The 26,260-nt window shown below is 68.9% G+C and carries 24 protein-coding genes; 5 read left to right on the top strand and 19 right to left on the bottom strand.

Annotated elements, in window-relative coordinates; translation table 11 throughout:
• Positions 1-5 precede the first annotated feature (5 nt).
• The 3 genes from QZ951_RS17250 to QZ951_RS17260 all read right to left on the bottom strand — a co-directional run bounded on the left by QZ951_RS17250 (position 6) and on the right by QZ951_RS17260 (position 1,583).
• A complete protein-coding gene (locus tag QZ951_RS17250; RefSeq protein ID WP_293002856.1) occupies positions 6-476 on the bottom strand; it encodes a hypothetical protein in 471 nt (156 codons plus the stop codon).
• Between the two features lie 71 nt (positions 477-547).
• Positions 548-1,072: a hypothetical protein gene (locus QZ951_RS17255; RefSeq protein WP_293002858.1), complete on the bottom strand. Its 525-nt coding sequence runs from the start codon at positions 1,070-1,072 to the stop codon at positions 548-550.
• Between the two features lie 91 nt (positions 1,073-1,163).
• Positions 1,164-1,583 carry a BON domain-containing protein gene (locus tag QZ951_RS17260; protein ID WP_293002860.1) on the bottom strand — a complete coding sequence of 140 codons (420 nt, stop codon included), beginning with the start codon at positions 1,581-1,583 and terminating at the stop codon, positions 1,164-1,166.
• A gap of 350 nt (positions 1,584-1,933) precedes the next feature.
• Between QZ951_RS17260 and QZ951_RS17265 the strand changes: the two genes are divergently transcribed.
• Together QZ951_RS17265 and rpoN are read left to right on the top strand one after the other, a co-directional pair.
• Positions 1,934-2,134, top strand: coding sequence for a CsbD family protein (locus QZ951_RS17265; RefSeq protein ID WP_293002862.1), 201 nt, complete (start codon positions 1,934-1,936; stop codon positions 2,132-2,134).
• Between the two features lie 298 nt (positions 2,135-2,432).
• Positions 2,433-4,031, top strand: coding sequence for an RNA polymerase factor sigma-54 (rpoN, locus tag QZ951_RS17270; RefSeq protein WP_293002864.1), 1,599 nt, complete (start codon positions 2,433-2,435; stop codon positions 4,029-4,031).
• 64 nt (positions 4,032-4,095) lie between these two features.
• Here the strand turns inward: rpoN and QZ951_RS17275 are convergent, their stop codons facing one another.
• The 8 genes from QZ951_RS17275 to QZ951_RS17310 all read right to left on the bottom strand — a co-directional run bounded on the left by QZ951_RS17275 (position 4,096) and on the right by QZ951_RS17310 (position 11,493).
• Positions 4,096-5,253 (bottom strand): glycosyltransferase, encoded by a 1,158-nt coding sequence (locus QZ951_RS17275; protein WP_293002866.1) that lies wholly within the window; start codon positions 5,251-5,253, stop codon positions 4,096-4,098.
• 93 nt (positions 5,254-5,346) lie between these two features.
• A complete protein-coding gene (locus QZ951_RS17280) occupies positions 5,347-5,667 on the bottom strand; it encodes a BON domain-containing protein (RefSeq protein ID WP_366943976.1) in 321 nt (106 codons plus the stop codon).
• A 137-nt stretch (positions 5,668-5,804) separates the two neighbouring features.
• A complete protein-coding gene (locus QZ951_RS17285; protein WP_293002870.1) occupies positions 5,805-7,877 on the bottom strand; it encodes a PAS domain-containing protein in 2,073 nt (690 codons plus the stop codon).
• A 95-nt stretch (positions 7,878-7,972) separates the two neighbouring features.
• Positions 7,973-9,376 (bottom strand): sigma-54 dependent transcriptional regulator, encoded by a 1,404-nt coding sequence (locus QZ951_RS17290; protein ID WP_293002872.1) that lies wholly within the window; start codon positions 9,374-9,376, stop codon positions 7,973-7,975.
• A 93-nt stretch (positions 9,377-9,469) separates the two neighbouring features.
• The gene (locus QZ951_RS17295; protein WP_293002874.1) at positions 9,470-10,057 is read right to left on the bottom strand and encodes a hypothetical protein; all 588 of its coding nucleotides are present in this window, start codon (positions 10,055-10,057) and stop codon (positions 9,470-9,472) included.
• Positions 10,054-10,518: a phage holin family protein gene (locus tag QZ951_RS17300; protein ID WP_293002876.1), complete on the bottom strand. Its 465-nt coding sequence runs from the start codon at positions 10,516-10,518 to the stop codon at positions 10,054-10,056. The genes QZ951_RS17295 and QZ951_RS17300 overlap by 4 nt, the downstream gene beginning before the upstream one ends.
• 4 nt (positions 10,519-10,522) lie before the next feature.
• Positions 10,523-10,873: a hypothetical protein gene (locus tag QZ951_RS17305; RefSeq protein ID WP_293002878.1), complete on the bottom strand. Its 351-nt coding sequence runs from the start codon at positions 10,871-10,873 to the stop codon at positions 10,523-10,525.
• Between the two features lie 101 nt (positions 10,874-10,974).
• The gene (locus QZ951_RS17310; RefSeq protein WP_293002880.1) at positions 10,975-11,493 is read right to left on the bottom strand and encodes a BON domain-containing protein; all 519 of its coding nucleotides are present in this window, start codon (positions 11,491-11,493) and stop codon (positions 10,975-10,977) included.
• A 344-nt stretch (positions 11,494-11,837) separates the two neighbouring features.
• On the opposite strand from QZ951_RS17310, the gene QZ951_RS17315 reads away from it, so the two are divergent.
• Positions 11,838-12,878 carry a sigma-54 dependent transcriptional regulator gene (locus tag QZ951_RS17315; RefSeq protein WP_293002882.1) on the top strand — a complete coding sequence of 347 codons (1,041 nt, stop codon included), beginning with the start codon at positions 11,838-11,840 and terminating at the stop codon, positions 12,876-12,878.
• 151 nt (positions 12,879-13,029) lie between these two features.
• Positions 13,030-13,377 carry a hypothetical protein gene (locus tag QZ951_RS17320; protein WP_293002884.1) on the top strand — a complete coding sequence of 116 codons (348 nt, stop codon included), beginning with the start codon at positions 13,030-13,032 and terminating at the stop codon, positions 13,375-13,377.
• A gap of 98 nt (positions 13,378-13,475) precedes the next feature.
• Here the strand turns inward: QZ951_RS17320 and QZ951_RS17325 are convergent, their stop codons facing one another.
• The 7 genes from QZ951_RS17325 to QZ951_RS17355 form a co-directional block, all read right to left on the bottom strand.
• Positions 13,476-14,606 (bottom strand): acyl-CoA dehydrogenase family protein, encoded by a 1,131-nt coding sequence (locus QZ951_RS17325; RefSeq protein ID WP_293002886.1) that lies wholly within the window; start codon positions 14,604-14,606, stop codon positions 13,476-13,478.
• Between the two features lie 15 nt (positions 14,607-14,621).
• On the bottom strand, positions 14,622-15,413 hold the full coding sequence (locus tag QZ951_RS17330; RefSeq protein ID WP_293002888.1) for an enoyl-CoA hydratase-related protein: 792 nt from the start codon (positions 15,411-15,413) through the stop codon (positions 14,622-14,624).
• Positions 15,414-15,558: 145 nt separating this feature from the next.
• Positions 15,559-16,647, bottom strand: coding sequence for a 2Fe-2S iron-sulfur cluster binding domain-containing protein (locus QZ951_RS17335; RefSeq protein WP_293002890.1), 1,089 nt, complete (start codon positions 16,645-16,647; stop codon positions 15,559-15,561).
• Positions 16,648-16,676: 29 nt separating this feature from the next.
• The gene (locus tag QZ951_RS17340; protein ID WP_293002892.1) at positions 16,677-17,816 is read right to left on the bottom strand and encodes a fatty acid desaturase; all 1,140 of its coding nucleotides are present in this window, start codon (positions 17,814-17,816) and stop codon (positions 16,677-16,679) included.
• 133 nt (positions 17,817-17,949) lie between these two features.
• Positions 17,950-20,667 carry a LuxR C-terminal-related transcriptional regulator gene (locus tag QZ951_RS17345; protein WP_293002894.1) on the bottom strand — a complete coding sequence of 906 codons (2,718 nt, stop codon included), beginning with the start codon at positions 20,665-20,667 and terminating at the stop codon, positions 17,950-17,952.
• Between the two features lie 173 nt (positions 20,668-20,840).
• Complete coding sequence (locus QZ951_RS17350) at positions 20,841-22,373, bottom strand: CoA-acylating methylmalonate-semialdehyde dehydrogenase (protein WP_293002896.1); 1,533 nt, start codon at positions 22,371-22,373, stop codon at positions 20,841-20,843.
• Between the two features lie 122 nt (positions 22,374-22,495).
• Positions 22,496-23,719 carry an acyl-CoA dehydrogenase family protein gene (locus QZ951_RS17355; protein ID WP_293002898.1) on the bottom strand — a complete coding sequence of 408 codons (1,224 nt, stop codon included), beginning with the start codon at positions 23,717-23,719 and terminating at the stop codon, positions 22,496-22,498.
• Positions 23,720-23,871: 152 nt separating this feature from the next.
• On the opposite strand from QZ951_RS17355, the gene QZ951_RS17360 reads away from it, so the two are divergent.
• Positions 23,872-25,428 carry a long-chain fatty acid--CoA ligase gene (locus QZ951_RS17360; RefSeq protein ID WP_293002900.1) on the top strand — a complete coding sequence of 519 codons (1,557 nt, stop codon included), beginning with the start codon at positions 23,872-23,874 and terminating at the stop codon, positions 25,426-25,428.
• 46 nt (positions 25,429-25,474) lie between these two features.
• Here the strand turns inward: QZ951_RS17360 and QZ951_RS17365 are convergent, their stop codons facing one another.
• On the bottom strand, positions 25,475-26,251 hold the full coding sequence (locus QZ951_RS17365) for a glucose 1-dehydrogenase (protein WP_293002902.1): 777 nt from the start codon (positions 26,249-26,251) through the stop codon (positions 25,475-25,477).
• Positions 26,252-26,260: the final 9 nt, after the last annotated feature.

Here is a 26,260-nt window from a genome sequence, read left to right on the forward strand (position 1 = left end):
CACGCTCATTCGCGCCGGAACGGCGCTCCGCTCACCGGGAAATGTCGGCTGAAGAAGTTGCGCAGGCGCTGCTCGGACTCGGCTTCGCTGATCCGGCGGCGAAGCTGGAACAGCTGCACGAGCCGGCGGAAGCGACTGTCGCGGCATTCGCCATCGATGGCCGGCGCCGACTCCCAGACGGTCTGCGCCTCGTCGATCAACCGATGCCACGGCGCGTTGCCGGTTGCTGCCTTGCCGATTGCGGTCACGGGGGAATGCTCCTGCTGGGAAGGGTCTGGCGCGACGGCCGTGGAAGACCGCACCGTCGCCCGGGGCCACGGGCAATACAGCCCGACGCAATCGACGACGACCGGATCCGGCCCGGCTCGGCTGCCATGGCTCGCAAAGCGCACGGCAGCGTCCGTCGGCAGCCGGATCCGGATCACCGCTTCGATCTCGATGACGGCGCGATCGGCCGCCGTGAGGTCTTCGATCATCGAGGCACTCCTGATGACGTCGCGGACCGCGGCTGGGCGCGGTCACGCGGAGCTGATGACGGATGTCCGGGTCAGTCCACCGTTGCCGATTCGTGCGTGGTCGAGATGTCCTCGGCGCCGGCGGTGCGGAAGATTTCCTTGATCCGGCGCGAATGCTCGGGCGTTTCCGAGTGCACCGACATCAGGATGTTGCCGCCCTTGACCATGTCCTCGTAACGCTTGGCCTCGAATTCCGGAATGCCCATGCCGATCAGGGCGCCGGCGATGCCGCCGACGGCCGCGCCCACCGCCACGCCGCTGAGCGCGGCCATGATCGGGCCCGCGGCGATCAGCGGCCCGACACCGGGAATGGCCAGCGCGCCGATGCCCGCGAGCAGGCCGAGCACGCCGCCGGTGAGGCCACCGGCGCCGACCCCGGTGATCGCGCCTTCCGGTGCCTTGGTGTTGTGCTCGTGCGCGAAGTCGCGGCTGCCGTCGCGGTCTGGAAACAGCACGGAGATGTCTTTCTCGTTGACGCCGCCGGTGGTGCGCAGCAGGTCGACGATGCGTTCGGCCTGGACCGGACTCTTGGCGATGCAGAAGATGGCGTTGGCCATGGATGGCTCCTTGATGATGGGGTTCGGGGAATCGGTCGCTGCCGTGCGGGCGGCGTCCGGCGTGCTTGCGACGGTCGCCGGCACTGCCGCGCTAGTTCGGCTGCAGCTGGTTGTCGATGGCGCCGTCGCCGACCACGCGGCGGACCGCACGCTCGATGCTCATGCGCTCCTCGTAGTCGCGTACCGGGCCGCGCAGGGTCACCAGCCGCATGTGGGCAATGATCTTGATGTTCTGGCCATCGACCGACAGGCCCGGTGTATCCAGTACCGACCGGCGCAGTGCCGCCACCAGTTCGATGTCCTCCGGCGCGTCGCTCTGGTTCGGCGGCGTCAGGGTCTGGCTCATCCGGTCACGCCGGTTGATCGCGCTGTTGTCGACCGCGGTTGGCGCAGCGGCAGCGGCTTCAGGCTTGGGCAACTTGTCCGCCGTGGCCGTGCTGGCGACGGTCATGCCGAGCCCAAGCACGGCCAGCAGCAGCGGCGAGGAACGGTTCGGCTTGCAGTCATTCATCTATCGGCTCCGGAACGCGTCGGCGACGCGGCTCGCAGAACGGCTTCGCATCCGTCGTACCCGCGTTGCGGGGGGGGATGCTTGACCGAATAGGTGCGAGGGACGCGCGGGCCGCAGGCCGCGCGCGCCCGTCGGCGGCACGCAGGCGTTCGCGCCGGTAAATCCGGAGCGGTCTACCCGCAGCTTTTGCCGAACGCAGTCGCGCCGGACGCGCGCGCTGCAGCCATCGGCCGTGCCAGGGCCTTGTCTGGATTGAACTTTATCGATCGCGTTGCCGCAGCACGCAGCGCAGGCATCGATCGTGAGAATTCATTGGAGGAGTACCTCGACTCCCACCAGCAGGCGATGCCATGAACGAAGACACGATCGAAGGACAGTGGAAGCAGCTCAAGGGCAAGGCCAAGACCCTGTGGGGAAAGCTCACCGATGACGAGCTGACGCAGGCCGAAGGCAATGTCGACCGTCTCGCCGGCCTCGTGCAGGAACGCTACGGCATCAGCCATGACCAGGCGCGCAAGCAGGTCAACGACTTCATGAACAACAAGCGTTAGCGCAGCGGCTTCCCCCGAAGCCGCCGGCGAGCCTTCCACAGCGAGAAGGCCGCCAACGTCGATCCCTGTTGACCGGCTGTCCGCTTCCCCGGCGGACACCGGTCTTTTTTTGTCTGCACGCCGGACCCGCCCCGGCCCATGTCGGTAAGCCTGACGGCTGCCGGACGCGATCCGGAAAGTTTGCATGTCGCCTGTTCCGGCGTGACTGCGATCAAGGCTTTCTGCATCAATAGCTTGTCGCAATGGCACCGGCCTTGCCGCTCAGCCGGCACGCCCGCGAATCCGACAGGAATGACCGATGACCGCACCCGCCTTTGCGCTGACCACCCGGCAGTCGCTGACCGTCTCGCCTCGCCTGCAGCAAGCCGTGCGGCTGCTGCAGATGTCCGCCATCGAGTTCCAGCAGGAAGTGCAGCAGCAGCTCGCCGACAATCCGTTCCTCGAGGAAGGCGACAGCGGTGACGCCGGCAACGAGGCGAACGGCGAGAACGACATCGCCAGCGAGATCTCGACCGCCATCACGCATGACGACGGCCGCTCCACGCTGGCCGAGGCGCGGCCCGAACTGACGCCGTTCGATCGCGCCGTGGCGGGATCGTCGTCCGATACCGGCAGCGATCGCACTCCGCTGGCCCTTGATGCCGATGACAGCCGCGCCGAGCGCGAAACCGACACCGGCGATGATCGCGACAGCCACGGCGATGGTGCCGACGAGCCCGACAGCGCCCACGAGCGGGCACTGACCGCCGCCGATGGCGACGGTGCCCCGCGCCACGACGGTCTGGCGCCCGACCCGTTCAACGGCCTGCACGCCGAGACCAGCCTGCGCGATCATCTGTACGAACAGCTCGCCGGCGCCCGGCTGTCACCTCGCGCGCAGCGGGCAGCGATGGTCGTGATCGAGACGCTCGACGACGATGGCTACCTGCGCGAAGCCCTGCTGCCCGATGCCGTGCCGAATGATGGCGAGCCCCCGCTGACCGAGGCCGAGCTCGACATCGGTCTCGCCATCGTCCAGCAGTTCGACCCGGTCGGCGTCGCCGCGCGCAGCCTGGTCGAATGCCTCGGCCTGCAGCTGGCGGCGTGTCCCGCGAGCACGCCTGGCCTGCGTCTGGCGCAGGCACTGGTGCGCGAGCATCTGCCACTGCTGGCGCGGCATGACTACGGCGGGCTGCAGCGACGTCTCGACTGCTCGGCCGCGGCGCTGCACGTCGCCCACGGCCTCATCCGGCATCTGAACCCGCGGCCGGCGGGGCATTTCCGCGATGCCCGCACCGATTACGTCGTCGCCGACGTGCTCGTGAGCCATGGTGCCGATGGCCTCAGCACGGCGATCAATCCGGCGGTGCTGTCGAAGGCGCGGCTCAATCAGGGCTGCATCGAACTGCTGCGGCGCTCGAACGATGCCCGCCATCCCGGCATGCGCCATCAGTTGCAGGAGGCGCGCTGGCTGCTGCGCAACGCCGAGCAGCGCCACGTCACGATCAAGCGCGTGGCCGAGGTCATCGTCGTTCGCCAGCGGGCGTTCTTCGAGTACGGCGAAGTGGCGCTGAAGCCGCTGGCGCTGCGCGAAGTGGCCGATGAGCTCGGGCTGCACGAGTCGACGCTGTCGCGCGCGACGTCGAACAAGTACATGGCCACGCCGCGCGGCCTGTACGAGTTCCGGCATTTCTTCTCGCGCACGCTGGCCACCGAAACCGGCGGGACCTGCTCGGCCACGGCGGTGCGGGCGCTGATCCGCGAGATGATCGAATCGGAACGGCCGGACGACCCGCTGTCGGATGTCACCGTCGCGCGCAGACTCGGCGAGAGCGGCATCTGTGTGGCTCGCCGCACGGTCGCGAAGTACCGCAATCAGCTGAAGCTGCCGCCGTGGGAACTGCGCCACCTGCCGTGAGCGGCGGTGTGTCGCGGTTCGATCAACCTGCCTCCGCGCGCGCCGGCTGCGGCCGGACCGGCGCTCAGGCCAGCAGCTTGCGATAGCGCAGCGCGCCGACCACCCGCCAGAACACCGCCAGCGGCGGAACGGCCACGGCTGCGCCGATGGCCTGCACGGTATGGCGCACGGTCAGCGGCGAGCCGGTCAGCCGCTCGATGCAGCAGCGCACCGTCAGCACGCTCCAGACCGATGCCGCCATCACGGCCGTGTACAGGCCGCTGAACGGAGCGGCCGCCAGCGCCAACGCCGCCGCGATCACGATCGCGTAGTAATCCCAGCGCGGCAGCTGCTGGATTCTCGAGCGATACAGCCCTGGATGCTTGCGGTACAGCAGGGCATCGAACTGCAACTGCCGCTGCTGCGCGAGGCTCGCGCCCCATGCGGCCGGCGCCACGGCGTGGACGACGCGCGCGCGTGGCTCGTGGCGGATGCGCAATTGGCCGCCGAAGCGCTCCATCAGGCTGAAGTGCAGATCGGCGTCGTCGCGCCAGCCCTCGCTGAAGCGTTCGTCGAAGCCGCCCACCGTGGACAGCGCACGCTGATGGACGAAGCAGTTGGCCGACATGAACTCGCCCTCGCGCTGGACGGCAACCTGACGCTCATGATGGCCTGCCGCCACCGGCAGCGGTGCCACGACATCGCCGCTGACGGCCGCGATGTTCGGCGTCAGCGCGGCCATGCCCTGCCGCAGCCAGTCGCTGTCCGGCACGGCATCGTCATCGGTGAATGCGATGACGGCACCGCGCGCGTACATCCAGCCGCGATTGCGCGCCGCGGCAAGGCCGGAGGCATCGTCGGCGATCAGGTACTGCACCGCCGGCGTGCCGTTGCAGCGTCGGGCCACCGCCATGACGATGCGGCGGGTTTCCTGACTGGCACAGGCATCGACGACGATGATCTCGTACTGCTCCTTCGGCAGATCCTGCTGCACCAGCGCATGCAGGCAGCGCAGCAGGAAGTCCGGCCGCAGGCAGGTCGGGACCACGACCGACGCCCTCGGCATCGGCCTTGACGACACTGACGCTGCAGGCGGCGCCGTCGCCGGCGGCGGCTCCGCGGACGCCGGGGCCGCATCGGCCCGATCCACCGACGCGAGGCCCGGTGCCGGATCCGGTGGCCGAGCCGGCATGTGCGCCTGCCAGGCCTCGTCCGGACGCTCGTCGCCATCATTCAGATTCATCGACGTCCCCTGCCTGCCGCGGACCGGCGGCGCGATCGGCAAGATCGATCCGGAGCCCGCAGGAATTACCGCCGTCTGCCCGACGACGGACCGTTAGCTGGTCTTGATCCGGAGATCGTTCTTGACCGACTTCACGCCCTTCTGCTGCCGGGCCACGGCAATGGCACGTTCGATCTGGTTCTGGCTGTTGACGAAGCCGCTGAGCTGGACATCGCCGCGAAAGGTCTCGACGTTGATGTCGAACGACTTGATGTCCGCTTCCGCCAGCAGCGCCGCCTTGACGCTGGTGGTGATCGCGGTGTCGTCGAAGTACTCGCCGGTACTTTCGGTGGTGCGGGTCGCCGCGCAGCCGACGGCGCTGATAAGGCACAGCCCGAACACGGATGCCGCGATCAGGCGGCGGGAAATGGTCATCGTGGGCGACGGGGCGTAATCGTTCATGGTGCGGTTCAGGGATTGCGAGCCACGGTTGGCTCTGCTGCCTCCACCGCACTTGCCGTTCCCGCGACCCCGCGCGCGATCGCGCGACCGTGCCGCAGCGCAGCCGCCAGTCACCCGCTCTGGCGATGCCGGACCAGCGCCGCGATCGTGGCGATCAGCTCGCCGACCATCACCGGCTTGGCCAGATGCATGACGAAGCCGGCGTCGTGCGCGCGGATCCGGTCCTCGTTCTGCGCGAACGCGGTCAGCGCGATCGCCGGCACCGGATCACTGCCGGCGAGCCGCTCGGTCAGGCGGATGCGGCGCAGCGTTTCGTAGCCGTCGGTGCCGGGCATGGCGATGTCGCAGATCAGCACGTCCGGCCGCGGCCACGACGAATCGGGCTCGAAGCGCCGCGCCGCTTCGTCGCCGGATTCGATGCCATCGACCACCGCACCGGCCTGCACCAGCAGCACGGCCAGCGAGTCGCGGGCCTCATGGTGGTCATCGACCAGCATCAGGCGCGCGCCATCGAGACCGGGCAACCCCGACAGCGGTGCCGGCTGCGCGCAGGCACGCGGCGCAGCGGCGGCATCGGCACGCAGCGGCAGCGATACGGTGAACGTCGCACCCTGCCCCGGCCCGAGGCTGTGCGCGGCGACGCTGCCGCCATGCCGTTCGCACAGATGCCGGACCAGCATCAGGCCGAGGCCGAGGCCGTCGTGGCCGCGGCTGTTGCCGGTCTCGTCGCGCTGGAAGCGGTCGAACAGGTGCGGAATGAAATCGCCGCGGATGCCGCGGCCGTCGTCGCGGACCCGGATCACGGCGTGGGCGCCGCTGCTGTCTTCGCCGCAGCGGCCGCTCAGCCAGACGTTGCCGCCGGCCGGCGTGAACTTGATCGCGTTCGACAGCAGGTTCCAGACGATCTGCTGCAGGCGGTCGGCATCGCCATCGAGCATCGCATCGGCCAGCGCGAGGTCGACGTGAAACTCGATGCGCTTCTCGCGCGCGCGAACGTCGACGCTGGCTGCGGCGGCCAGCACGATCGGCGTCAGCAGCAGCGGCCCGAGGCTCAGGCTGAGCTTGCCGGCGACGATGCGGGTGGCATCGAGCAGATCGTCGATCAGGCGCACCTGCTGCTCGACGCCGGTGCGGATGCCGGCCACCGCGCGCCGCGCCAGCAGCGCCGAGGCATCGGCCGGCGCATCGACGGGCCGGCGCCACTGCGATTCCAGCACGTGGGCCCAGCTCTGGATGCCGTTCAGCGGCGAGCGCAGTTCATGCGAAACGATGGCGAGGAACTCGTCGCGGCTGCGGGCCGCGGCTTCCGCCTGCCGTCGCGCGAGATGCTCGCTGTCGAGCAGGCGGTCGCGCTCGTGCTGCGTGCGCATGCGTTCGCTGAAGTCGTAGACGATCAGCAGTACCGATTCGATCGCACCGTCGCGATCGAACTCGGGCACGCCGCGCGCCACGAAATGCCGGGTCTCATTGGCCGATGGAGAGTCGATCGAGAAGCTGGCCGAGCACTCGGCCGCGCGTGCGAACACCTCGATCACCATGTCGGTGGTCGCCACGACGTAGCGGTCCGGAAAGCCGAGCTCCGGGGCGGTGAGACCGGCGCACTGTTCGGCGCGCACGTCGAACGCGGTTTCGGCGGCCCGGTTCAGGTACAGATAGCGCAGTTCGCGGTCGAGCCGGGCGATGGTGTCCGGTGCGTTCTCGGACAAGGTCTTGAACTCGCGTTCGCGCTCGTGCAGCCGGCCCTGCGAGATCTTGCGCTCGGTGATGTCCTCGATCACGGCGACGAAGCCGCGGATCGCGTTCTGCTCGTCGTATTCCGGCACATAGGTCGCGTGAATGTGGCGCGGTCCGGACGGCGTCGGCCGGACTGCCTCGAAGTCGACGGTCCAGCCGGCCAGCACCTGCTCGAGTCGGCCGAGCACGACCTTGAACGCGGCATCGCCGAGAATCTCCGCCATCGGCTGGCCGATCACGTCGTCGGCGTTGCGTTTCGACAGGCTGCGCAGATAGGCGGCGTTGACGAAGCGGTAGCGCAGGTCGCGGTCGATCCGGGCAATGCCGACCGGCACGGCGCTGGTGACGATCCGCAGCTCGCTCTCGCAATCGAACAGGCGTTGCTCGCACGCCTTCAGGCGCGCGGCCAGCACCCGGTTGGCGGCCTGCAGCGCGTCCGGCGACCGCATCGCGGCGCCGCTGCCGTCCGTGACCGCCGCGTCGTCGGCTGCGTCCGGTCGCGGCGCCGACCGGCGCGCGCCGCCGGCGGCGGCAGGCGGGCCGTTCAATCGGGCCCGGTGGCCGACATGGCATCGCCACCCGCGAGCGCCGGCAAGACACCGCCGTGCGGCTGCAGCCCGTAGGCTTCCAGCCGGTTGTACAAGGTCTTCAGGCTGATGCCGAGCTGCTCGGCGGTGTACTTGCGAACGCCGCCGCACTGTTCGAGCGCTGCGAGGATCAGCTGCTTCTCGGCATCCGCCAGCGACATGCCCAGCGGGATCTCGACCACCGATTCCGCCGCCACGACCACCGGCGCGATCGTGAAGCGCTGCGAGTGATCGGCGTCGATCAGCGCATCGCCCATGATCCAGGCCCGCTGCACCCAGTTGCGCAGCTCGCGGACATTGCCCGGCCAGTGATGCTCGGCGAGTCGCGCAAGCCCGCCGGGCGCGAATGCCTTCGCCGTGCCGTGCTGGGTGTTCAGCTCCGCGAGGAAGCGCTCCGCCAGCCGTTGCAGATCGCCTTCGCGGTCGCGCAGCGGCGGCATCCGGATCGGGAACACGTTCAGGCGATGGTAGAGATCGGCGCGAAAGCGGCCGGCGGCGACTGCGGCTTCCGGATCGCGGTTGGTCGCGGCGATCACGCGGACATCGGACTCGACTTCGCGATCGGTGCCGATGCGCATGAAACTGCCGGTTTCGAGCACGCGCAGCAGCTTCACCTGCAGATCGACCGGCATTTCGGTGATCTCGTCGAGAAACAGCGTGCCGCCGTTGGCGCGCTCGAAATAGCCGCGATGCTGGCGCTCGGCGCCGGTGAAGCTGCCCCGTTCGTGGCCGAACATCTCGCTTTCGATCAGGTTCGGCGAGATCGCGCCGCAGTTCACCGCCATGAATGGCTGGCGCGGGCGCCGGCTCATGTCGTGCAGCGTCTGCGCGACCAGTTCCTTGCCGGTGCCGCTTTCGCCGATCAGCAGCACGGTCGCATCGGTCGGCGCCACGCGGGCGATCTGGTCGTACAGCGCCAGCATCGACGGCGAGCGGCCGAGCAGATGGCCGAAGAAGCCGGCGCGCGGCAGTTCCCGGGCATGACCGTTCAGGCCCTTGGCATCACAGGCCTTGGCGACGCGCGACAGGATCGCCCGCAGCCGCTCGACATTGACCGGCTTCACCAGATAGTCCGCGGCATCGGCGCGCAGGCCGGCGATCGCGCTGTCGAGCGTGGCATTGCCGGTGATGACGATGATCTCGGTCGGCCGCCGGGCATCCATCGCCTTGATCAGCTCCAGTCCTTCGCCATCGGGCAGATGCAGGTCGATCAGGACCACATCCGGATGCTGACGCGTCAGCTGGATATGGGCATCGCGCAGGGTGCCGGCTGCCGTGGTGGTGAATCCTTCCGCCTCGACCAGCGCGGCCATCGCTTCCCGCGTGTTCCGATCGTCATCGACGATAAGGACATGTGCCATTCGTGTCCCCGTGGACGAAGGCCGCGCTTGGCGCGACACCCGACGACGGTGACAGATGAAGGCGCTACGCTGTGTTCGTTAACGCACGAATCATTAATTCCGCGGCACGGGCTGATCCGGTCCGCGCGGCGCTGTCCGATCGCCCGGCGGTCCGGTGGCCGTCGTCGATCCCTGCCCGCCATCGCTGTCCCAGCGATTGATCTCGGCGCGGGTCGCCGTCGGTATCGCCGCCGGTGTGCGGCTCAAGGGCGGCTTCGGCAGCCGCAGCGGTGCGGTTGCTGCGGAGACCAGCGCCCGCAGCTGTCGCGCCATCTGCCACAGCGCCAGCGCCTGCTGCAGCCAACTGCTCCAGCCCTGACGCTGGCGGGCCTGACCCGGCAGCATCGGGCTGCGCAGCAGGCGGCGGCACAGCCAGATCGCCGCCAGCAGCGCCAGCGCCGCCGGCCAGCCGGGCCACCACGCGATCACGCGACGCCCGGCCCGCTCGATCGCTCGAACCGGCGGCTCCAGCCGCTGCAGGCTGTCGCGCAGTTCCTCCCGATTCCGGCCGATGCGCGCCTGCACGTCCGCCAGCAGCAGCGCACGCCCGGCCGGGCTGTGCCGCACCGCCTCCGGCAGCGTGCGATCGGATGGCGCGACCCCATCCGGCGCCGACCGATCCCGCTTGTCGGGCGCGGTCATCGCGATGCTCCCGCCGGCACGCCGTCAGGCCGGCGCTCGCGGGTGCCGAGATCCCGCGCGATCTCGCCCAGGGTCGCGTCGAACAGCGTCGAATGCGCCACGGCCCGATAGCGTGCGATTGCGACACCGGCCGCGATGACGATCGCCAGCACCAGACCGATCAGCACCGGCAGCCGCTGCGGCGTGTCCCAGACCAGCGCCACGGCGAGCAGGATCAGCACCTGCGCGCCGAGGAACAGCAGCAGCGCCACGATCGCGCCGCGTTGCAGCGACTGCCCGAGCCGCAGCCGCTCCGTCGCCAGCTCGCAGGCGGCCAGCGCGGCCCGACACTGCACGCCATCGGCGAGCTGCCGCGCGAGCGTCCACAACAGCTCGGCCAGCGGTTCCGACGGCTGCGCCGCCGGTTCCGCCCGAACCGATGCGCGCGGCTGTGGTGCAGGCGTGAGAGGCGGCACAGCCATCGCGTCAGCGACGCGAGCGACGCAGGAAGAAGCCGATCGCCAGCCCCAGCGTGGCCGCCGCGGCAATCGCCTGCCATGGCCGTTCGTGAACGTAGGTGTCGGTGGCGCTGGCGGCTTCCCGACCCTTTTCGAGCGCGTACTGCTGGGCGTGGTCGATCTGTGCCTTGGTCGCCTTCAGACTGTCGTCGAGTCGCGTCCGCAGTGCCGCGATGCCGTCATGCGTGATGGTCGAGGTGCCCTCGAGCAGTGCTTCGGCGTGATGCGCGAGATCGCGGGTCGCTTCACGCGTGGTGGCGGCGAAATCCGCGCCGTCGGCGCGGACCGTGCTGTCCTGTTGTCGGTTGAGATCGCTCATATAGGAAATGCTCCTGGTGCTTGGATGCTGCAGATGGGACGGCGGCGATGGCCGCCGCCGCGTGAAAGCGGGGTTGATCGGACGGCGGTCGCCGTGGCCGCTCAGTAGGACGATGGCGCCTTGAGCGGCGCGGGACTGACGACAAGGCGGTTGTCGACATGACTGACGCCGTCGACGCCGCGCGTGACGGCAGATGCGCGGTTGCTCAGGCGAGCGCTGGCCACCTCGCCGCTCAGCAGCAGCGAGCCGTCATGGGTTTCCACGCGGATCGTGCCGCCATCGAGCCCGGGGGTGGCCCGCAGCATCGCTTCGGCGCTGGCGGTGATGCTGGCATCGTCCGGCGGCGTGCCCTCGCGCAGTGCCAGCGGCACGTACGGGTCGGTGGCGGCAGCGCCGCCACTGCGGGATTCCGGCGTGGCGCGAAATGGCGCCGGCACCGAGATGCCGATGTCCTGCGTGTCCGAGTAGACGCGGCTGCCAAGGGTGCGACCCGCCTGGATCGGCGGCGTGCCGTCACCTGCGATCGCCACGGTCGGCGGCAGCACGTAGCGGTTCGGCTGCGGCTCGGCTTCGCAGGCGGCCAGCCACAGCCACAGCACCAGACCGCTCAGCGCCAGCAAGGCGGTCGTCCGATGCCCGCGGGCCTCCGGCTCAGGCCGTGCAAGGGCACGGCTGGCGATGCTGGGAACTGCGGACCGGCGGGATCGATTCATCGAAGGGGGCTCGGGGCGCGCCGCAATGACGGCGCTGAACCCGAGTTCGCAGCCGCCGTGCCCGCGCTGAAGGCGCCTGCTGGCGGCGCTGGGAACGCGTGCATCGACGCCGCGATGCCGCGAACACCGGCGGCGCGTAATTCCTACCGGCACGCTTGCCGTGCGCGGCTGCCCCCGTGGCGGCCCCGCGACAGCAATGCTCTATGATCGCCGCGACGCAGCGGGCCCCGCGTCTATCTGGAGTGATCGGCATGGCTGATACCCCCGTTGCTCCGTCCGCCCCGGATGCCGATGCCAACGCCGCATCGCCGACCGTCGCGCTGGTCGGCCGCTCGCCGGCAATGCGCGCGCTGTACGAGCAGATGCGACGCGTGGCGCCGACGGAGGCCACGGTGCTGATCGTCGGCGAAAGCGGTTCCGGCAAGGAACGCGTCGCCGAAGGCCTGCATGCGCTGAGCCGCCGGGCCGATCGGCCGTTCGTGGCAGTGAACTGCGGCGCGATTTCGCCAAGCCTGATCGAAGCCGAACTGCTCGGTCACGAGAAAGGCAGCTTCACCGGCGCCGAGCGCCAGCGCGCCGGCTATTTCGAGCGCGCCGACGGCGGCACGATCTTTCTCGACGAAATCACCGAGATGCCGCTGCCGATGCAGGTCAAGCTGCTGCGGGTGCTGGAGTCGCGCACCTTCCAGCGCGTCGGCGGCAGCCTGCCGGTGACGGTCGATGTCCGCGTGCTCGCCGCGACCAATCGCGATGTCGAACGCGCTGTCCGCGATGGCCGCTTCCGCGAGGACCTCATGTATCGGCTCGCGGTGTTTCCGCTGTCGGTGCCGAGCCTGCGCGAGCGTGGCGACGACGTGCTGCTGCTCGCCGAACATTTCCTCGATGAGCTGAACCAGCGCGCCGGCACCCGCAAGACCTTCTCGCGCCGCCTGCTGGCACAGCTTCGGCACCAGACCTGGACCGGCAATGTCCGCGAGCTGAAGAATGCCGTCAGCCGCGCGTTCATCCTCGGCGACGACACGCTCGAAGCCCCGTCGCGGCACGATCTCGCCGGCGCTGCCGCGGCATCGGCCGCCAGCGCCGCGAGCCTGCAGGACGGCCGGCTGCGGATCGGCATCGGCGCGCCGCTGGCAGACGCCGAGCAGGCGATGATCGTCGCGACGCTTGATCACCATGGTGGCGACAAGCGCCTCGCTGCGCAGACACTCGGCATCAGCCTGAAGACGCTGTACAACCGCCTCGAAAGCTATCGCGGCGGAAGCGCCCCGGCCGGGCGCGAATCGCCGGGCTGAGGCGCGAATGTCGCGCGATCGACGCACTGCCAGACTTTTGATCTGTCATCGCATGCCGACCAGCTTCTAGCCTCACGACTCATACCAGCGCCGCGCTGCAGTGCCGACCGGCGCTGCCGGACGCGGCCAGATGCCAGCCGGGGAGAACCGCATGTCACTGTTGCAGATCGCTTTCTATTTCTTTGCCGCGATCGCTGCCGGCGGCGCGACGATGGCCGCGATGATCGCGATCGGGCTGAAGATTCCGTCGTTCATGGGACCGGGCCACGGCCTCGGCGGTCTGGCCGCGCTGGGCACGCTGTTCTACGCCAACCTGCACGGTGGCGATGCCACGCCGACGCTGGCGTGGTGGGCGCTGGTGGTCTTTCTCGGCGGGCTGATCGGCGGCCTGCTGCTGTTCCGCGTGCTGTTCAAGGACCGCACGCCGCTGGCGCTGGTCGCGGTCCATGGCAGTGCCGGCAGTCTTGGCCTGTATCTGCTGTACGGCGCAGCGTTCTGAAGCACGCGGGGCCGCGCGTCCCGCGCTCATACCAGCGTGACGCTCGCGCCGCGCCGGCAGGCTTGTCGGCGCGGCGCGGGTGCGGCGGTCGCAGTGCCTTACGCGGCGAGACTGCGGCCGATGATGATCTTCTGGATGTCCGACGTGCCTTCGTAGATCTGGCACACGCGCACGTCGCGATAGATGCGCTCGACCGGAAAATCCTCGACGTAACCGTAGCCGCCGAAGGTCTGGATCGCGATCGAGCAGACCTCCTCGGCCACTTCCGATGCGAACAGCTTGGCCATGCAGGCCTGATCCAGACAGGGCACGCCGGCGTCCTTCATCCGCGCCGCCGACAGCACCAGCTGCCGCGCGGCTTCGAGCTTGGTCTTGGCGTCGACCAGCCGGAAGCTCACCGCCTGATGTTCCAGCAGCGCCTTGCCGAACGAGCGCCGCTCGCCGGCGTAGCGGATCGCCGCATCGAGCGCCGACTGCGCCATGCCGACCGCCTGCGCCGAAATGCCGATGCGGCCGGATTCCAGCGACGACAGCGCGATGCGGTAGCCCTCGCCTTCGGCACCGATGCGCAGGCTGACCGGCACTTCCAGGTCATCGAAGTTCAGCGACGCGGTGTCCGACGCCTTCTGCCCGAGCTTGTGCTCGAGCTTCGACACCGAGAAGCCCGGGCTCGACGTCGGCACCAGGAACGCGGTGATGCCGCGCTTCGGATTTTCCGGGTCGGTGACCGCGAACACGATGACGTAGCGCGCGATCTTGCCGGAGGTGATGAACTGCTTGGCGCCGTTGATGACGTAGCGGTCTCCCTTCAGCACCGCGCGCGTGCGCAGCGCGCTGGCATCGGAGCCGGCATGGGACTCGGTCAGCGCGAAGGCGCCGATGAATTCGCCGCGTGCAGCCGGCTTCAGCACCGCCTCCTTCTGCGCGTCCGAGCCGTAGCGCTCGAGGATCGCGCAGAACGGCGCGTTGTGGACCGACATCATCGTCGACACCGCGCCATCGCCCTCGGCGACCGCCATCAGCGCCAGCGCATAGGACACGTAGTCGGCGCCGGCACCGTCCCAGTCCGGCGACACCGTCATGCCGAGCAGCCCCATCTCGGCGAGGCCGGACAGCACGGCGGGTTCGATCGCCTGCGCCTTCTCGCGGGCGGCGGCGCCGGGCGCCAGCACCTCGCGCGAGAAGCGCCGGGCAGCATCTTCGATCTGGATCTGGTCAGCGGTGAGCATGGTGCGCAACCTCGGTCAGTGGGAACCCTTGAACGTCGCCGGACGCTTCGCCAGGAAGGCGCTGACGCCTTCGCGGAAGTCGGCGGTCAGGGTGGCGGATTTGAAGCAGGCGCGCTCGGCTTCGAGCTGCTCCGGCAGGCTGCGGTCGAAAGTGCCTTCGACCAGCCGCTTGTAGTTGCCGAAGGCCTGCGTCGGCCCGCTGGCGATGCGGCGTGCCAGCTCGTCGGTGGCCGTTGCCAGCTGATCGGCCGGCACCACGCGCGTCACCAGACCGGCCGCGAGCGCGGCATCGGCATCGAGGGTTTCGCTCAGGAACATCAGCTGTGCCGCGCGACGCAGGCCGAGCAGACGCGGCAGGAAATAGGTGCCGCCGCAGTCCGGCGCAGCACCGATGCGGTCGTACGCCAGCAGGATGCGGGTGCCGGCGGCGGCGACCACCAGATCGCAGGCCGCCATCAGCGACAAGCCGGCGCCGGCCACCGCGCCGTGCACGGAGGCGATGACCGGCGCGTCGATACCGCGCAGGGTTTCGACCACCGCATGCAGCGAATCGAGCAGCGCATCGACGACGCCGGGTGCTGCGTCGAAGTCCTTGGCGAAGCCGGTGAGATCGCCCCCGGCGACGAAGGCCCGGCCATTGCCGCGCAGCACGACGGCGCGCACGCGGGGGTCACCCGCCAGCGGCACGACGGCATCGCGCAGCGCCTCGGCCAGCGGCACGTCGATGGCGTTCAACACCTCGGGACGATTGAGGGTGATCGTGACGATGCCGGTGGCGGCATCGAGGGATCGTTCGGCAAGGCTCATCGGCAACTCCAGTGAAAACGGCACAGGCGGGTGCCTCGCTGCCGGGACTGCCCGGCGGCGACGGCAGACTCGCGGGGAAGGGGTTCGGCGCGCATCGACCGGTCGAACGACCGGAACCGGTGCGCCCGAGCGAATCCGGAACGGCTCAGGGCGTGCCGGACGGCACGAACTTGTCGGCGTGGATCCGGTCCGGCTGCACGCCCAGTTCCAGCAGGCGCCGTTCGACCGCCTCGACCATGCCGAGATTGCCGCAGATGAAGGCGGCGGTTTCGGTGAAATCGACACCCAGCTCCGGCGTCAGCGCCGCCGTGACCAGCCCGCGCGGGCCCGTCCACGACGAGCCGGCCGGCTCGTGCGACAGGATCGTGATCAGCCGCACGCGACCCTCGCCTTCCGCCAGCAGTTCGTTCAGGCGGGCGTTCGCGAAGACATCATTCGCGGTGCGAACGCCGAACACGATGGTGAACTTCGCGGTCTTCGAACGGCGCAGGCGATCGCCGACGATCGACAGGATCGGCGCCAGCCCGGTGCCGCCGGCCACGCACAGGCCATCGCGATCGAGATCGTCGATGCCCATGATCCCGAACGGGCCTTCGACCCAGATCTTGGTGTCGCGGCGGTCTTCCGAGAACAGCCACTCGGAGAACTTGCCGCCGGGCAGACGCTTGATCAGGAAGCCGATTTCGCGCGCGCCGGCGCTGTCGCCGGTCGGCGGCACGTCGTAGTACGAATAGTTGCGGCGCGTGAACGAGCCGGACTCGGCGATCGTGCAGTACTGGCCGGCGTTGAAGGCGACCGGCTCGTCCAGCGTCAGGCGCAGGTCGATGACGTCGCCCGGCAGCTTCTGCCACTGGCTGACGCGCGATGACACCGTCTTGACCGGCAGCTGCGTGCCATTGCCCAGCTTGGCCTCGATCACCAGATCGCTGCGCACCTTGGCCTGGCAGGCCAGCACGAAGCCGGCCTCGATCTGCTCGTTGGTCAGCGGCGACAGCGCCAGATCGACCATCGGGCTGACCCGGCCGGCGACCAGACGCGTCTTGCAGGTCCCGCAGACGCCGACCCGGCAGTTGTGCGGGTAGTCGATGCCCTGCTCGACCGCCGCCTTCAGCAGCATGTCGTTCTTCTTGACGTCGAACGTGGTCTCGCGGCCGTCACGACCGCGGACGGTGATGCGGCAGTGGCCGCTGCGCGTCGGCGCGGTGACCGGCGGCGGAACTTCGACAACCGACATGGCAGGCGTCCTGTGAGCGGAATTCGCGATCAGGCTGCGGCCATCGCCGGACGGCGGGTCGAAGTCTCGACCGGCTCGTCGTCGTTCAGCTCGTGCCAGCCGGCGCGGGCGTTCTCGCGGCGAGCGATCTCGCGCTCCTGCGGCGTGGCATAGCGGCGATCCCAATCCTTCAGCAGCGGCTTGATCATCATGAAGAACAGCGGCGGCACCAGCGCCAGCAGCACGCACATCAGGAACTGCGGCTGCTGCGGACCGTTCGGATCCGGTTCCAGCGCGTAGAACGGCTTGTAGCTGTCGTCGTGATGGCCGGCGTGGTTGGTGATTTCCAGCGCGAGGATGCGCACCAGCGGCGTGATGTGATTCCAGGTGTGGTGCTTCTCGAAACGGCCCGGCGTCGCCGAGATCAGGCCGTAGTGGTTGCAGTAGTTGAACACTTCGAGCAGCACGCGCGGCCCGAAGAACAGCGTGGCCGACGCCAGTACCAACCCCTTGAGGCCACCGACGGCGAACAGCGCGAACAGGAACAGGCTGAAGTAGCCGGCCTTGAACACCCAGGCATTGCGCGGGTCGTACCACTTGCGGCCGCGCTTGGTCCACATCATCTTTTCGAGGTGATAGGACTCCTTCCACTGCGCCGGGAACGTGCGCAGGAAGTGGCCGTAGACGGTGTCGCCACGACGCGCGTAGTCCGGATCGTCCGGCGTCGACACGCGCATGTGATGGGTCACCACGTGAGTGATCTCGCGCCACGGATCGAACACCAGGCACTGGCCGATGCGACCGAGCCAGCGCAGGAACAGGCCTTCGCGGTGGAACAGCTCGTGCACCGGCGGCGCCGCAATGACGAAGCCGATGAACAGCGTGCTGACGAAGGCGCCGACGGCGGACGAGGTCGTCGCGAAATGATCGATGCCGACCAGCCACGAGTAAAAGAAGATGTTGACGAAACTGGCCAGCACCGTGATCGAGACGATCACGTCGTAGATCCACGCGTGCGTCAGATCGCGCACCGAATAGTCCGGCTTCAGGAAGGCATCGAAGAACAGCACGCCGAGCAGCAGTCCGAGGCCGACCCAGGTGTGGTTGCCGCCGAGCCACAGGCCATAGGCGTGCGACGCGAGAATCACCGGAGACAGCAGGTACTTGAAGTAGTCGAGCTTGATCAGCATGGCGGTAACTCCCGTGACGATCGCCTGAAATAAGGTCGGTGGATTGTCAGGGCATGCCTGTCGAGCGGGGCCATCCGATAGTTTGGCGGGGACTGACGGCCCGGTCTGCGGCCGCAGCGACCGCCGGAAATCCCTATCGCGACAACAGGTTCAGCGCGCGCGCCCGGGCCAGCGCCGCCGAGCGGCTCGACACGCCGAGCTTGGTGTAGAGGTTGTACAGATGCCACTTCACCGTCGACACGGACAGGCTCAGGCGATCGGCCAGTTGCGGGTTCGACAGGCCGGCTTCGATCAGGCTCAGCAGCTGTAGTTCGCGCGCGGTCGGCGTTTCCAGCAGCGGGCTCTCGCCCTGCAGCTGGTCGAGATGCTCGACGAGGAACGAGTTGGTCAGCGGCAGGCCGGCGCAGATCTCGGCGAAGAACTTGCGCTCCTCATCGAGTGCGAAACCCCAGGCGCTGGCCTTGGTCTCGTTGACCAGCCCGGCAATGGTTTCGGCGCGGTCGCGGAACGGCCGGATGATGCGCCGCCGCGCCGCCAGCCCGATCGCGCGCACGAAATGCCGCGCGGCCGGCTGCGGGTTGTGCGAGCAGTTCGCGGTCGCCATCTCGGCCAGCGCCAGTTCCACCAGCCGGGCGATGCGCCCTTCCTGCCGGGCGATGCGGGTTTCGTCGGCGATCTGCAGATTGGCCTGCCGAAGCTGCCCGGCCGCGATCAGCAGATCGATCTCGGCCGCGGCGTACAGGTCGCGCGCGTGAGGCGATTCCAGCCCCTGCAGCGCCAGCCGGGTCGATTCGCTGATCGGTGCCACGATCTGGCCGCCGCCGACCGCCGCCGTCTGCCCGGCACTGAGGCCGATCTGCGCTGCTTCGGCCAGCGCGTCTTCCAGCCGGCCCAGACGCACCAGCCGCTGGATCAGCAGGCACGACAGCATCAGCGCCAGCCGCGGCGGGTAGGCGCTGGCGATCTCGCGCAGCTGGCCGACCGAGACGACATCGTCGGGTCGACCGCTCCACAGCTTGACGGCGGCATCGAGGCCCACGGCGGCGGTATCGACGATGCCGTGCGGCTGCGGCCAGCGCAGGCCGAGCAGCAGCAGGCTGCGCGCCTCGTCGTCCAGCCCCATCTCGACCGCGCACTTGGCCGCGACCAGCGCGATCGTGCCGGTGATGCCGGCGTTGTCGCCGAGGCTCGCGCGAGCTCGTGACAGCGCTGCGGAAATGTCGTTCCAGGTGCCGGCGTAGTCGCCTTCGAACAGCGGCACCATCACCGACAGCACCGACACCCAGCCGATGCCGTACGCGCTTTCCGCCTGCGCGATCGCGGCCTGCGCAGTGCGCATGACCTGGCGCGCCTCGACGAAGCGATGGTGGCTGTTCAGCGCGATGCTGGCGGCGCTGGCAACGGTGGCCACATCGAACGGATGCGCCGTGCCGCGGTCGCCGAGCCACTGCATGGCGCGTTCGAGGCCGCTTGGAAGCTGATCGGACAGCACGTCGATGCAGACCGCGATCATCGCCGTGCGGCGCTGGATGTCGGCGATCTGCAGGGCATCGCCGACCGCTTCGCGCTCGCGCTCGACCCGCGCCAGCAGCCGTTCGTTCTCGCGCCGCGCGGTGTCGTAGCGGCGGTGCATGACCAGCGCCCAGACGTACCAGAAATCCGCTTCCCAGCCGACGTTCAGGCCATCGGCCCGGATCCGGTCGATCCATTCGATGTACTGGCGAAGATCGCCCCGATCGCGCACGAACAGCGCGGCGACGCGTTCGAGGATCGCGATGACGGCGTCCGCGTCGCCGGCGGCGAGCGCGTAGTCGACCGCGTCCTGCCACTGGCCATTGCGCTCGCACCACGCCGCCGCCGCCACCAGCACCCGGTTGCGCTGCTCGGCCGCCAAGGTCCGCTGGCTTTCTTCGACCAGAAATTCGCGGAACAGGCCGTGCAGCCGATACCAGCTCCGGTTGCGATCGAGCGGGATCATGAAGACGTTGCGCCGCAGCAGGAAATCGACATGCCGGACCGCTTCGCCATCGCCGGTGGCGGCGCGGCAGAGATCGACGCAGAAGCTGCGCAGCGGCGCGATCTGCAGCAGGAATTGCCGGATTTCCGGCGAAAAGCCGGCCAGCACCTGCCGGTTCAGGAGGTTCGACAGGTCCTCGTCGGCCCCGGAAAACCGCGCGAGCACGTCCATCGGCCGATCGGCGCCGGACAGGATGATCTGCACCAGCCGCACTGCGGCCGGCCAGCCCTCGGTCTGGCGGACGATGCCTTCGACGGCCGCCTCGCCAAGCTGCAGGCACAGCTCCGGGCCCAGCAGTTCGCGGATTTCGGTCGGCCGCAGGCTCAGGTCCGTCAGGCCGATCTCGCGCACGCGGCCTTCGAGCTTGGCCCGGGTCAGGTTGATCGGCAGCCGGTCGGTGCTCGAAAAGATGAAACGGACGGTCGACGGCGTGCGGAAGATCAGGCGATCGAGCAGGTAGCCAATCGTGTCGTCGGTGCAGTAGCCGAGGTTGTCGATGAAGATCAGCGCCGGATCCGGCAGCCGCGCGACGCGATCGAGCAGCACGGCGATGCGGCTTTCGAGCAGTTCATCGCCGCGGATCAGTGCCTGCGTCGGATGTTCGGCCCGATCGCGCGCACCGAGGCTCGCTTCGAGCAGGCCGATGACGCGCTCGACCGTGGTGTCGCGATCTTCCAGCGCGACCCAGCAGGTATGGCCGCCGCGGGCGCGGAAGGCATTGAACAGCGCGGTGGAGAACACCGTCTTGCCGTAGCCGGTCGGCGCGATCACCGACACCAGCTTCACCGGCGGCTGGTTGCTGCGGGTCAGTTCATCGAGCAGGCGGGTCCGCACCAAAGAGAACGCGAAGCTCGGTGGCTCCAATTGTCCGGCGTTCCCTCCACGCACGTCGCGCGCGGGCATCGTGAGGTCGTTTGCCATCTGACCTGCCCTTTATATGTCCTCGGTCGCCGATTGTAACGGCACTGTCTTCCCGATGGCACGGCAGCGTCCGTCGCGACCTGCCGTCAGCGCAGGCTGATCGTGGTGTTCGGGCCGGCAGCGGCGGCGTTGCCGTCGTCTTCGAACCAGCGCTGCGTCACCGTCTTGGTCTGGGTGTAGAACGCAATGGCCTGCTTGCCGTACGGACCGAGATCGCCGAGCTTGGAGGCGCGCGAGCCGCTGAACGAGAACAGCGGCACCGGCACCGGGATCGGCACGTTGATGCCGACCTGTCCGACGTCGATCTCCTCCTGAAACTTGCGCGCCGCCGCACCGGACTGCGTGAACACGGCGGTGCCGTTGCCGTTCGGGTTGGCGTTGACCAGCGCGATGGCGTCATCGAGCGTCGCCGCGTCGAGGATCACCAGCACCGGGCCGAACACTTCCTCGCGGTAGATCGACATGCCGGGCTGCACGCGGGAAAAGATCGTCGGCCCGACGAAGTTGCCGCGCTCGTGTCCGGGCACGACCGGGTTGCGGCCGTCGAGTTCGAGCACCGCACCATCGGCCACGCCCTGTTCGATCAGGCCGACGACGCGGTCACGCGCCGCGCACGAGATCAGCGGGCCAAGGTCGGCGCCGGGCACGAAGCCGGCATCGACCTTGAGCCGGCGCGCCTTGGCCACCAGTTCCGGGATCCAGTCGCGCGCCGCGCCGACCAGCACCACGGCGGAAACCGCCATGCAGCGCTGGCCCGCCGCGCCGAATGCAGCGCCGACCAGCGCGTTCAGCGCCTGCTCGCGATTCGCATCCGGCAGCACCACGGCGTGGTTCTTGGCGCCCATCAGGCATTGCGCGCGCTTGCCGGCCAGCGTGGCGCGCCGGTACACCTCTGTGCCGACGCGGGTCGAGCCGACGAACGAGATCGCCTTGATGTCCGGGTGATCACACAAGCCGTTGACCACGTCCGGCCCGCCGTGCACCACGTTCAGCACGCCTTTCGGGATGCCGGCTTCGAGCGCCAGCTCGACCAGCCGCATCGTCACCAGCGGGTCTTGTTCGGACGGCTTCAGCACGAAGGTGTTGCCGGTGGCGATCGCCATCGGGAACATCCACAGCGGAATCATCGCCGGGAAGTTGAACGGCGTGATGCCGGCGCAGACGCCGAGCGGCTGCAGCAAGGTGTAGGTGTCGACGCCCGTGGCGACATTGTTCGCCAGCTCGCCCATCTGCAGGCTGCCGATGTTCGCCGCGTGCTCCACCACTTCGAGGCCGCGGAAGATGTCGCCCTCGGCATCCGGCAGCGTCTTGCCTTGCTCGGCCGTCAGCAGCATCGCCAGCGGCTTCATCTGCTCGCGGATCAGCTGCTGGTACTTCAGGAAAATGCGGGCGCGCACGCCGATCGGCGTCTTGCGCCAGCTGCGGAACGCGGCCCGGGCCGACTGTACGGCCGCGTCGACCTCCTCGGCGGTGGCGAACGGCACGCGCGCCAGCACTTCCTGCGTCGCCGGGTTGACGATGTCGCGCCAGACGGTGCTGCGCGATTCGACGAACGCGCCGTCGATCAGTAGCTTGACGGTCGGCACGGCGGCCAGGGTTGGCGGGGCGGCAGCGTTCATCGGCAATCTCGGCAGGGCGCTCACGGCGCGGCCCGTCGAATGTACCGATGCCGCGTGCCGACAACCAGCGGCCGTTGACCCGCCCGCCGCCGCGCGGGTCGCGGCCCGAGGCTCGGCTGGGTTCAGCCGGTGTATTCGCGCCCGAACACGTGGCGCGCGATGACCCAGGTCTGGATCTCGTTCGCGCCTTCGTAGATTTCGCCGATCTTGGCGTCGCGATAGATCGATTCCAGCGGGAAGTGCGTGCCGGGGCCGGACAAAGTCTTGACGAAGCCATAGGCGCCGCAGACCTGGATCGCGTCGCGTGCCATGTCGCAGGCCAGCCGCGAGCCGACGACCTTGCACATCGCCGCCTCGATGTCGGCACCGCCTTCCTTGTCGAACCGGATCGCGGCCTTCTGGTACAGGCTGCGCGCGGTTTCGAGCTGGATCGCGTATTCGGCGAACTTGTACTGCCAGTGCTGCATCCGCGCCAGTTCCTTGCCGAAGACCTTGCGCCGGCTCATGTAGTCGGTCGCGAAATCGAACGCCGCCTGCGCCATCGCCACGCCCACCGCGCCGATGCCCATGCGACCCTGCACCAGCGCGCCGATGGCGGTCCGCAGGCCGCTGCCTTCCTTGGCCCCGACGACGTGATCGTCGGCGACGAACACGTTGTCGAACGTGACATCCGCGGTCAGCTGCACGTGGTTGCCCATCTTCTGGTCCGGTGCGGAGACGCTGATGCCGGGGTCGTGCATGTCGGCCAGCAGCATGGTCAGCGTCTCGCCGGTCTTGCACAGCACCAGAATCCGGTCGCCGACCGGGGAGTTCGTGATCCAGCGCTTGACGCCGTTGACCCGGTAGCCGCCCGGTACCTTCGTCGCCGTGGTCTGCATCGACGCGACCGACAGATCGGTGCTCGCTTCCGGCTCGCTGGTCGCGAAGCAGCCGACGAACTCGCCGCGGATCAGCTGCGGCAGATAGCGGCTGCGCAGGTGCTCGGGGGCGCGATCCAGCGTCTTGCCGACGAGGATCGCCTGTCCGTCGTACAGCGCCGAAGCGAGCGACGGCGAGTAGTAGGCCAGTTCCTCGAGCACGGTCAGCGTGGCCAGGGTCGGATATGCGAGGCCGCGGCCGCCGACATCCTTGGCGAACGGAATCTCGTAGATGCCGGCCTTGGCCATGGCCGCCATGATCTCGTGCGGAAAGTTTTCCTTGGCTTCCGGCGTCGTGTTCAGCCGATGCGCGACCGGGGCCAGCACGGCGTCGCAGAACGCCCGCACTTCACGCCGGATCGCCTGGGTCTCCTCGGGCAGGAAGATGTCGCTGTAGAGGCTGTCGGCGCGGCGGCGGGGCAAGGTCATGGAGAACGGGAGAAGAGCCACGAAGGGAGCGAGCACTGTATCGACGAACGGATGGGCGACACCCGACTTAGGTTCGGCCTGCCGCGCGCACGCCGCGACGAACATGAGCGTCCAACAAGCGCTGTCAAGCGAGAACTGCGAGGGGGTGCCGCATGCAATTCACTCAGGGACTGCACCGTGCCGTGCAGCAGACGCCACATGCCGTGGCGACGGTCTGCCAGGATCGCGTCCACACGTTCATCGAACTCGAGGACCGGGTCGCGCGCCTTGCCGGGGGCCTGCGCACGCTCGGCATCGGCCGCGGCGACCGCGTCTGCATCCTCGCCCTGAATTCGGACCGCTACCTCGAAAGCTACCTCGCGCTGGCGTGGATCGGCGCCGTGGTCAACCCGGCCAACTTCCGCTGGAGCGCGGCCGAAATCAGCTACTCGATCCAGGATTCCGAATGCGTCGCGCTGATCGTCGACGACCAGTTCGCCGGCCATCTCGCGGCGATCCGCAACGACTGCCCGACGCTGCGCACGGTGATCCACGCCGGAGACGGTGCCGTGCCGGACGGCGCGCATTCGCTCGACGCGCTGGTCGCCGGCCATGCGCCGATCGCCGATCTCGGCATCGGCGGCCACGAGCTGTTCGGCATCTTCTACACCGGCGGCACCACCGGCGCGCCGAAGGGCGTGATGCTGACGCACCTGAACATCACCAGTTCGGCGCTGTCGCTGCTGGCGGAAGGGGCCTTTCCGGACGGCGCGGTCGGCCTGCATGCCGCACCGATGTTCCACCTTGCCGGCATGATGATGACCACCGGCCTGCTGCTCCGCGGCGGCCAGCACGTGATGCTGCCGATGTTCCGGCCGGAGTCCGTGATCGATCTGATCGAATCGCGCCAGGTCACCGATCTGCTGCTGGTGCCGACGATGCTGCAGATGCTGGTCGATTTCCCGGGCATCCGCAGCCGCAACACCGCGTCGGTGCAGCGGCTGCTGTACGGCGCCTCGCCGGTGTCGGAAGCGCTGCTCGACCGGACCATGGCGGCGCTGCCGACCGCGGCGCTGTCGCAGGTCTACGGCATGACCGAGGTATCGGCGGTGATGACCGTGCTGCCGCCGCTGATGCACACGCCGGAAGGCCGCGCCCGCAATCGGCTGCGCGCCGCGGGCCGAGCCAGCTATCACGTGCAGGTCAAGGTCGTCGACGGTGACGATCGCGAGCTGCCGCGCGGCGAGGTCGGCGAGATCATCGCGCGCGGCCCGAACGTGATGCAGGGCTACCTGAACAAGCCGGATGCCACCGTCGCGGCACTGCGCAACGGCTGGATGCACAGCGGCGACATGGGCTACATGGACACCGACGGCTACGTCTACATCGTCGACCGCCTGAAGGACATGATCATCTCCGGCGGCGAGAACATCTATTCGGTCGAGGTCGAGAACGCCGTCGCGCGCCATCCGTCGGTCGCGGCGGTCGCCGTCATCGGCATTCCGTGTGCGGAGATGGGCGAAAAGGTGCACGCCGCCGTCGTGCTGCGGCCGGGCACCAGCCTGACGCAGGACGAGCTGTACGCGCACTGCAAGTCGCTGATCGCCGGCTACAAGTGCCCGCGCAGTCTTGAAATCCGTGCCAGCCTGCCGATTTCCGGCGCCGGCAAGGTGCTCAAGACCGAACTGCGCAAGCCGCACTGGGAGAACCGCGAGCGCGCGGTCAGCTGAATCCGGCGCCGGCCCCGATGGCCGGCGCCTGCTCAGTCATGCCTCGTCAGGCGGTGAAGCCGCCGTCGACCACCAGATCGGCACCGGTGACATAGCTGGCTTCGTCGGACGCCAGGAACAGCACGGCGTGCGCGATCTCGACTGGCTCGGCGAAGCGGCCGAGCGGAATCCGCGCCAAGGTCGCCGCGGCGAACGCGGCCGCGCCGTCGTCGCCGAGCTGCGCGAGCCCGTTCGACACCATCTCCGTCGCCGCGAAGCCGGGGCACACCGCGTTCACGCGGATGCCGGTGCCGGTGCGCGCGCAGTGGATCGCGCTGGACTTGCTGAGCAGCCGCACCGCCGCCTTGCTGGCGTTGTAGGCCGGCAGCTGCGCCTCGCCGATCAGGCCTTCGATCGACGCGATGTTGATGATCGAGCCGCCGCCGCTCGCCTTCATCGCCGGAATCACCTGCTGGATGCCGAGAAACACGCCGTCGAGGTTCGCGCCGAGCGTCTTGCGCCAGAGTTCGAAGCTCAGGCTTTCGACCGTGCCGAGCCAGGCCACGCCGGCATTGTTGACCAGCACATCGATCCGGTCCCAGCGCGCCTGCGCGAACGCCAGCGCCGCCTCCCAGTCGGCCGCGACCGTCACGTCGTGGCGCTGGAACGCGACGTCGAAACCGAGCGCGGCGAGGCGTTCGCGCTGCTGTTCGCCGACCGTCGCATCGAGATCGGTCAGCAGCACCTTCGCGCCTTCCTGCAGCAGCCGCTCGGCCGACGCGAGGCCGAGCCCGCGCGCGCCGCCGGTGATCACGCACACCTTGTCCTGAACCCGTCCAGCCATGTCGTTCGC

The organism is Nevskia sp., assembly GCF_021732705.1.
In the GTDB taxonomy this organism is placed as follows: Bacteria; Pseudomonadota; Gammaproteobacteria; order Nevskiales; family Nevskiaceae; genus Nevskia.

What these genes read in the sequence shown, in the direction of transcription:
- QZ951_RS17275 (WP_293002866.1), bottom strand. Translation starts at nt 5,253, where the DNA reads ATGAATCTGAATGATGGCGACGAGCGTCCGGACGAGGCCTGGCAGGCG.
- rpoN (WP_293002864.1), top strand. Translation starts at nt 2,433, where the DNA reads ATGACCGCACCCGCCTTTGCGCTGACCACCCGGCAGTCGCTGACCGTC.
- QZ951_RS17330 (WP_293002888.1), bottom strand. Translation starts at nt 15,413, where the DNA reads ATGAGCCTTGCCGAACGATCCCTCGATGCCGCCACCGGCATCGTCACG.
- QZ951_RS17350 (WP_293002896.1), bottom strand. Translation starts at nt 22,373, where the DNA reads ATGAACGCTGCCGCCCCGCCAACCCTGGCCGCCGTGCCGACCGTCAAG.
- QZ951_RS17255 (WP_293002858.1), bottom strand. Translation starts at nt 1,072, where the DNA reads ATGGCCAACGCCATCTTCTGCATCGCCAAGAGTCCGGTCCAGGCCGAA.
- QZ951_RS17265 (WP_293002862.1), top strand. Translation starts at nt 1,934, where the DNA reads ATGAACGAAGACACGATCGAAGGACAGTGGAAGCAGCTCAAGGGCAAG.
- QZ951_RS17320 (WP_293002884.1), top strand. Translation starts at nt 13,030, where the DNA reads ATGTCACTGTTGCAGATCGCTTTCTATTTCTTTGCCGCGATCGCTGCC.
- QZ951_RS17295 (WP_293002874.1), bottom strand. Translation starts at nt 10,057, where the DNA reads ATGACCGCGCCCGACAAGCGGGATCGGTCGGCGCCGGATGGGGTCGCG.
- QZ951_RS17315 (WP_293002882.1), top strand. Translation starts at nt 11,838, where the DNA reads ATGGCTGATACCCCCGTTGCTCCGTCCGCCCCGGATGCCGATGCCAAC.
- QZ951_RS17360 (WP_293002900.1), top strand. Translation starts at nt 23,872, where the DNA reads ATGCAATTCACTCAGGGACTGCACCGTGCCGTGCAGCAGACGCCACAT.
- QZ951_RS17290 (WP_293002872.1), bottom strand. Translation starts at nt 9,376, where the DNA reads ATGGCACATGTCCTTATCGTCGATGACGATCGGAACACGCGGGAAGCG.
- QZ951_RS17325 (WP_293002886.1), bottom strand. Translation starts at nt 14,606, where the DNA reads ATGCTCACCGCTGACCAGATCCAGATCGAAGATGCTGCCCGGCGCTTC.
- QZ951_RS17280 (WP_366943976.1), bottom strand. Translation starts at nt 5,667, where the DNA reads ATGACCATTTCCCGCCGCCTGATCGCGGCATCCGTGTTCGGGCTGTGC.
- QZ951_RS17355 (WP_293002898.1), bottom strand. Translation starts at nt 23,719, where the DNA reads ATGACCTTGCCCCGCCGCCGCGCCGACAGCCTCTACAGCGACATCTTC.
- QZ951_RS17305 (WP_293002878.1), bottom strand. Translation starts at nt 10,873, where the DNA reads ATGAGCGATCTCAACCGACAACAGGACAGCACGGTCCGCGCCGACGGC.
- QZ951_RS17285 (WP_293002870.1), bottom strand. Translation starts at nt 7,877, where the DNA reads ATGCGGTCGCCGGACGCGCTGCAGGCCGCCAACCGGGTGCTGGCCGCG.
- QZ951_RS17365 (WP_293002902.1), bottom strand. Translation starts at nt 26,251, where the DNA reads ATGGCTGGACGGGTTCAGGACAAGGTGTGCGTGATCACCGGCGGCGCG.
- QZ951_RS17340 (WP_293002892.1), bottom strand. Translation starts at nt 17,816, where the DNA reads ATGCTGATCAAGCTCGACTACTTCAAGTACCTGCTGTCTCCGGTGATT.
- QZ951_RS17260 (WP_293002860.1), bottom strand. Translation starts at nt 1,583, where the DNA reads ATGAATGACTGCAAGCCGAACCGTTCCTCGCCGCTGCTGCTGGCCGTG.
- QZ951_RS17335 (WP_293002890.1), bottom strand. Translation starts at nt 16,647, where the DNA reads ATGTCGGTTGTCGAAGTTCCGCCGCCGGTCACCGCGCCGACGCGCAGC.
- QZ951_RS17300 (WP_293002876.1), bottom strand. Translation starts at nt 10,518, where the DNA reads ATGGCTGTGCCGCCTCTCACGCCTGCACCACAGCCGCGCGCATCGGTT.
- QZ951_RS17250 (WP_293002856.1), bottom strand. Translation starts at nt 476, where the DNA reads ATGATCGAAGACCTCACGGCGGCCGATCGCGCCGTCATCGAGATCGAA.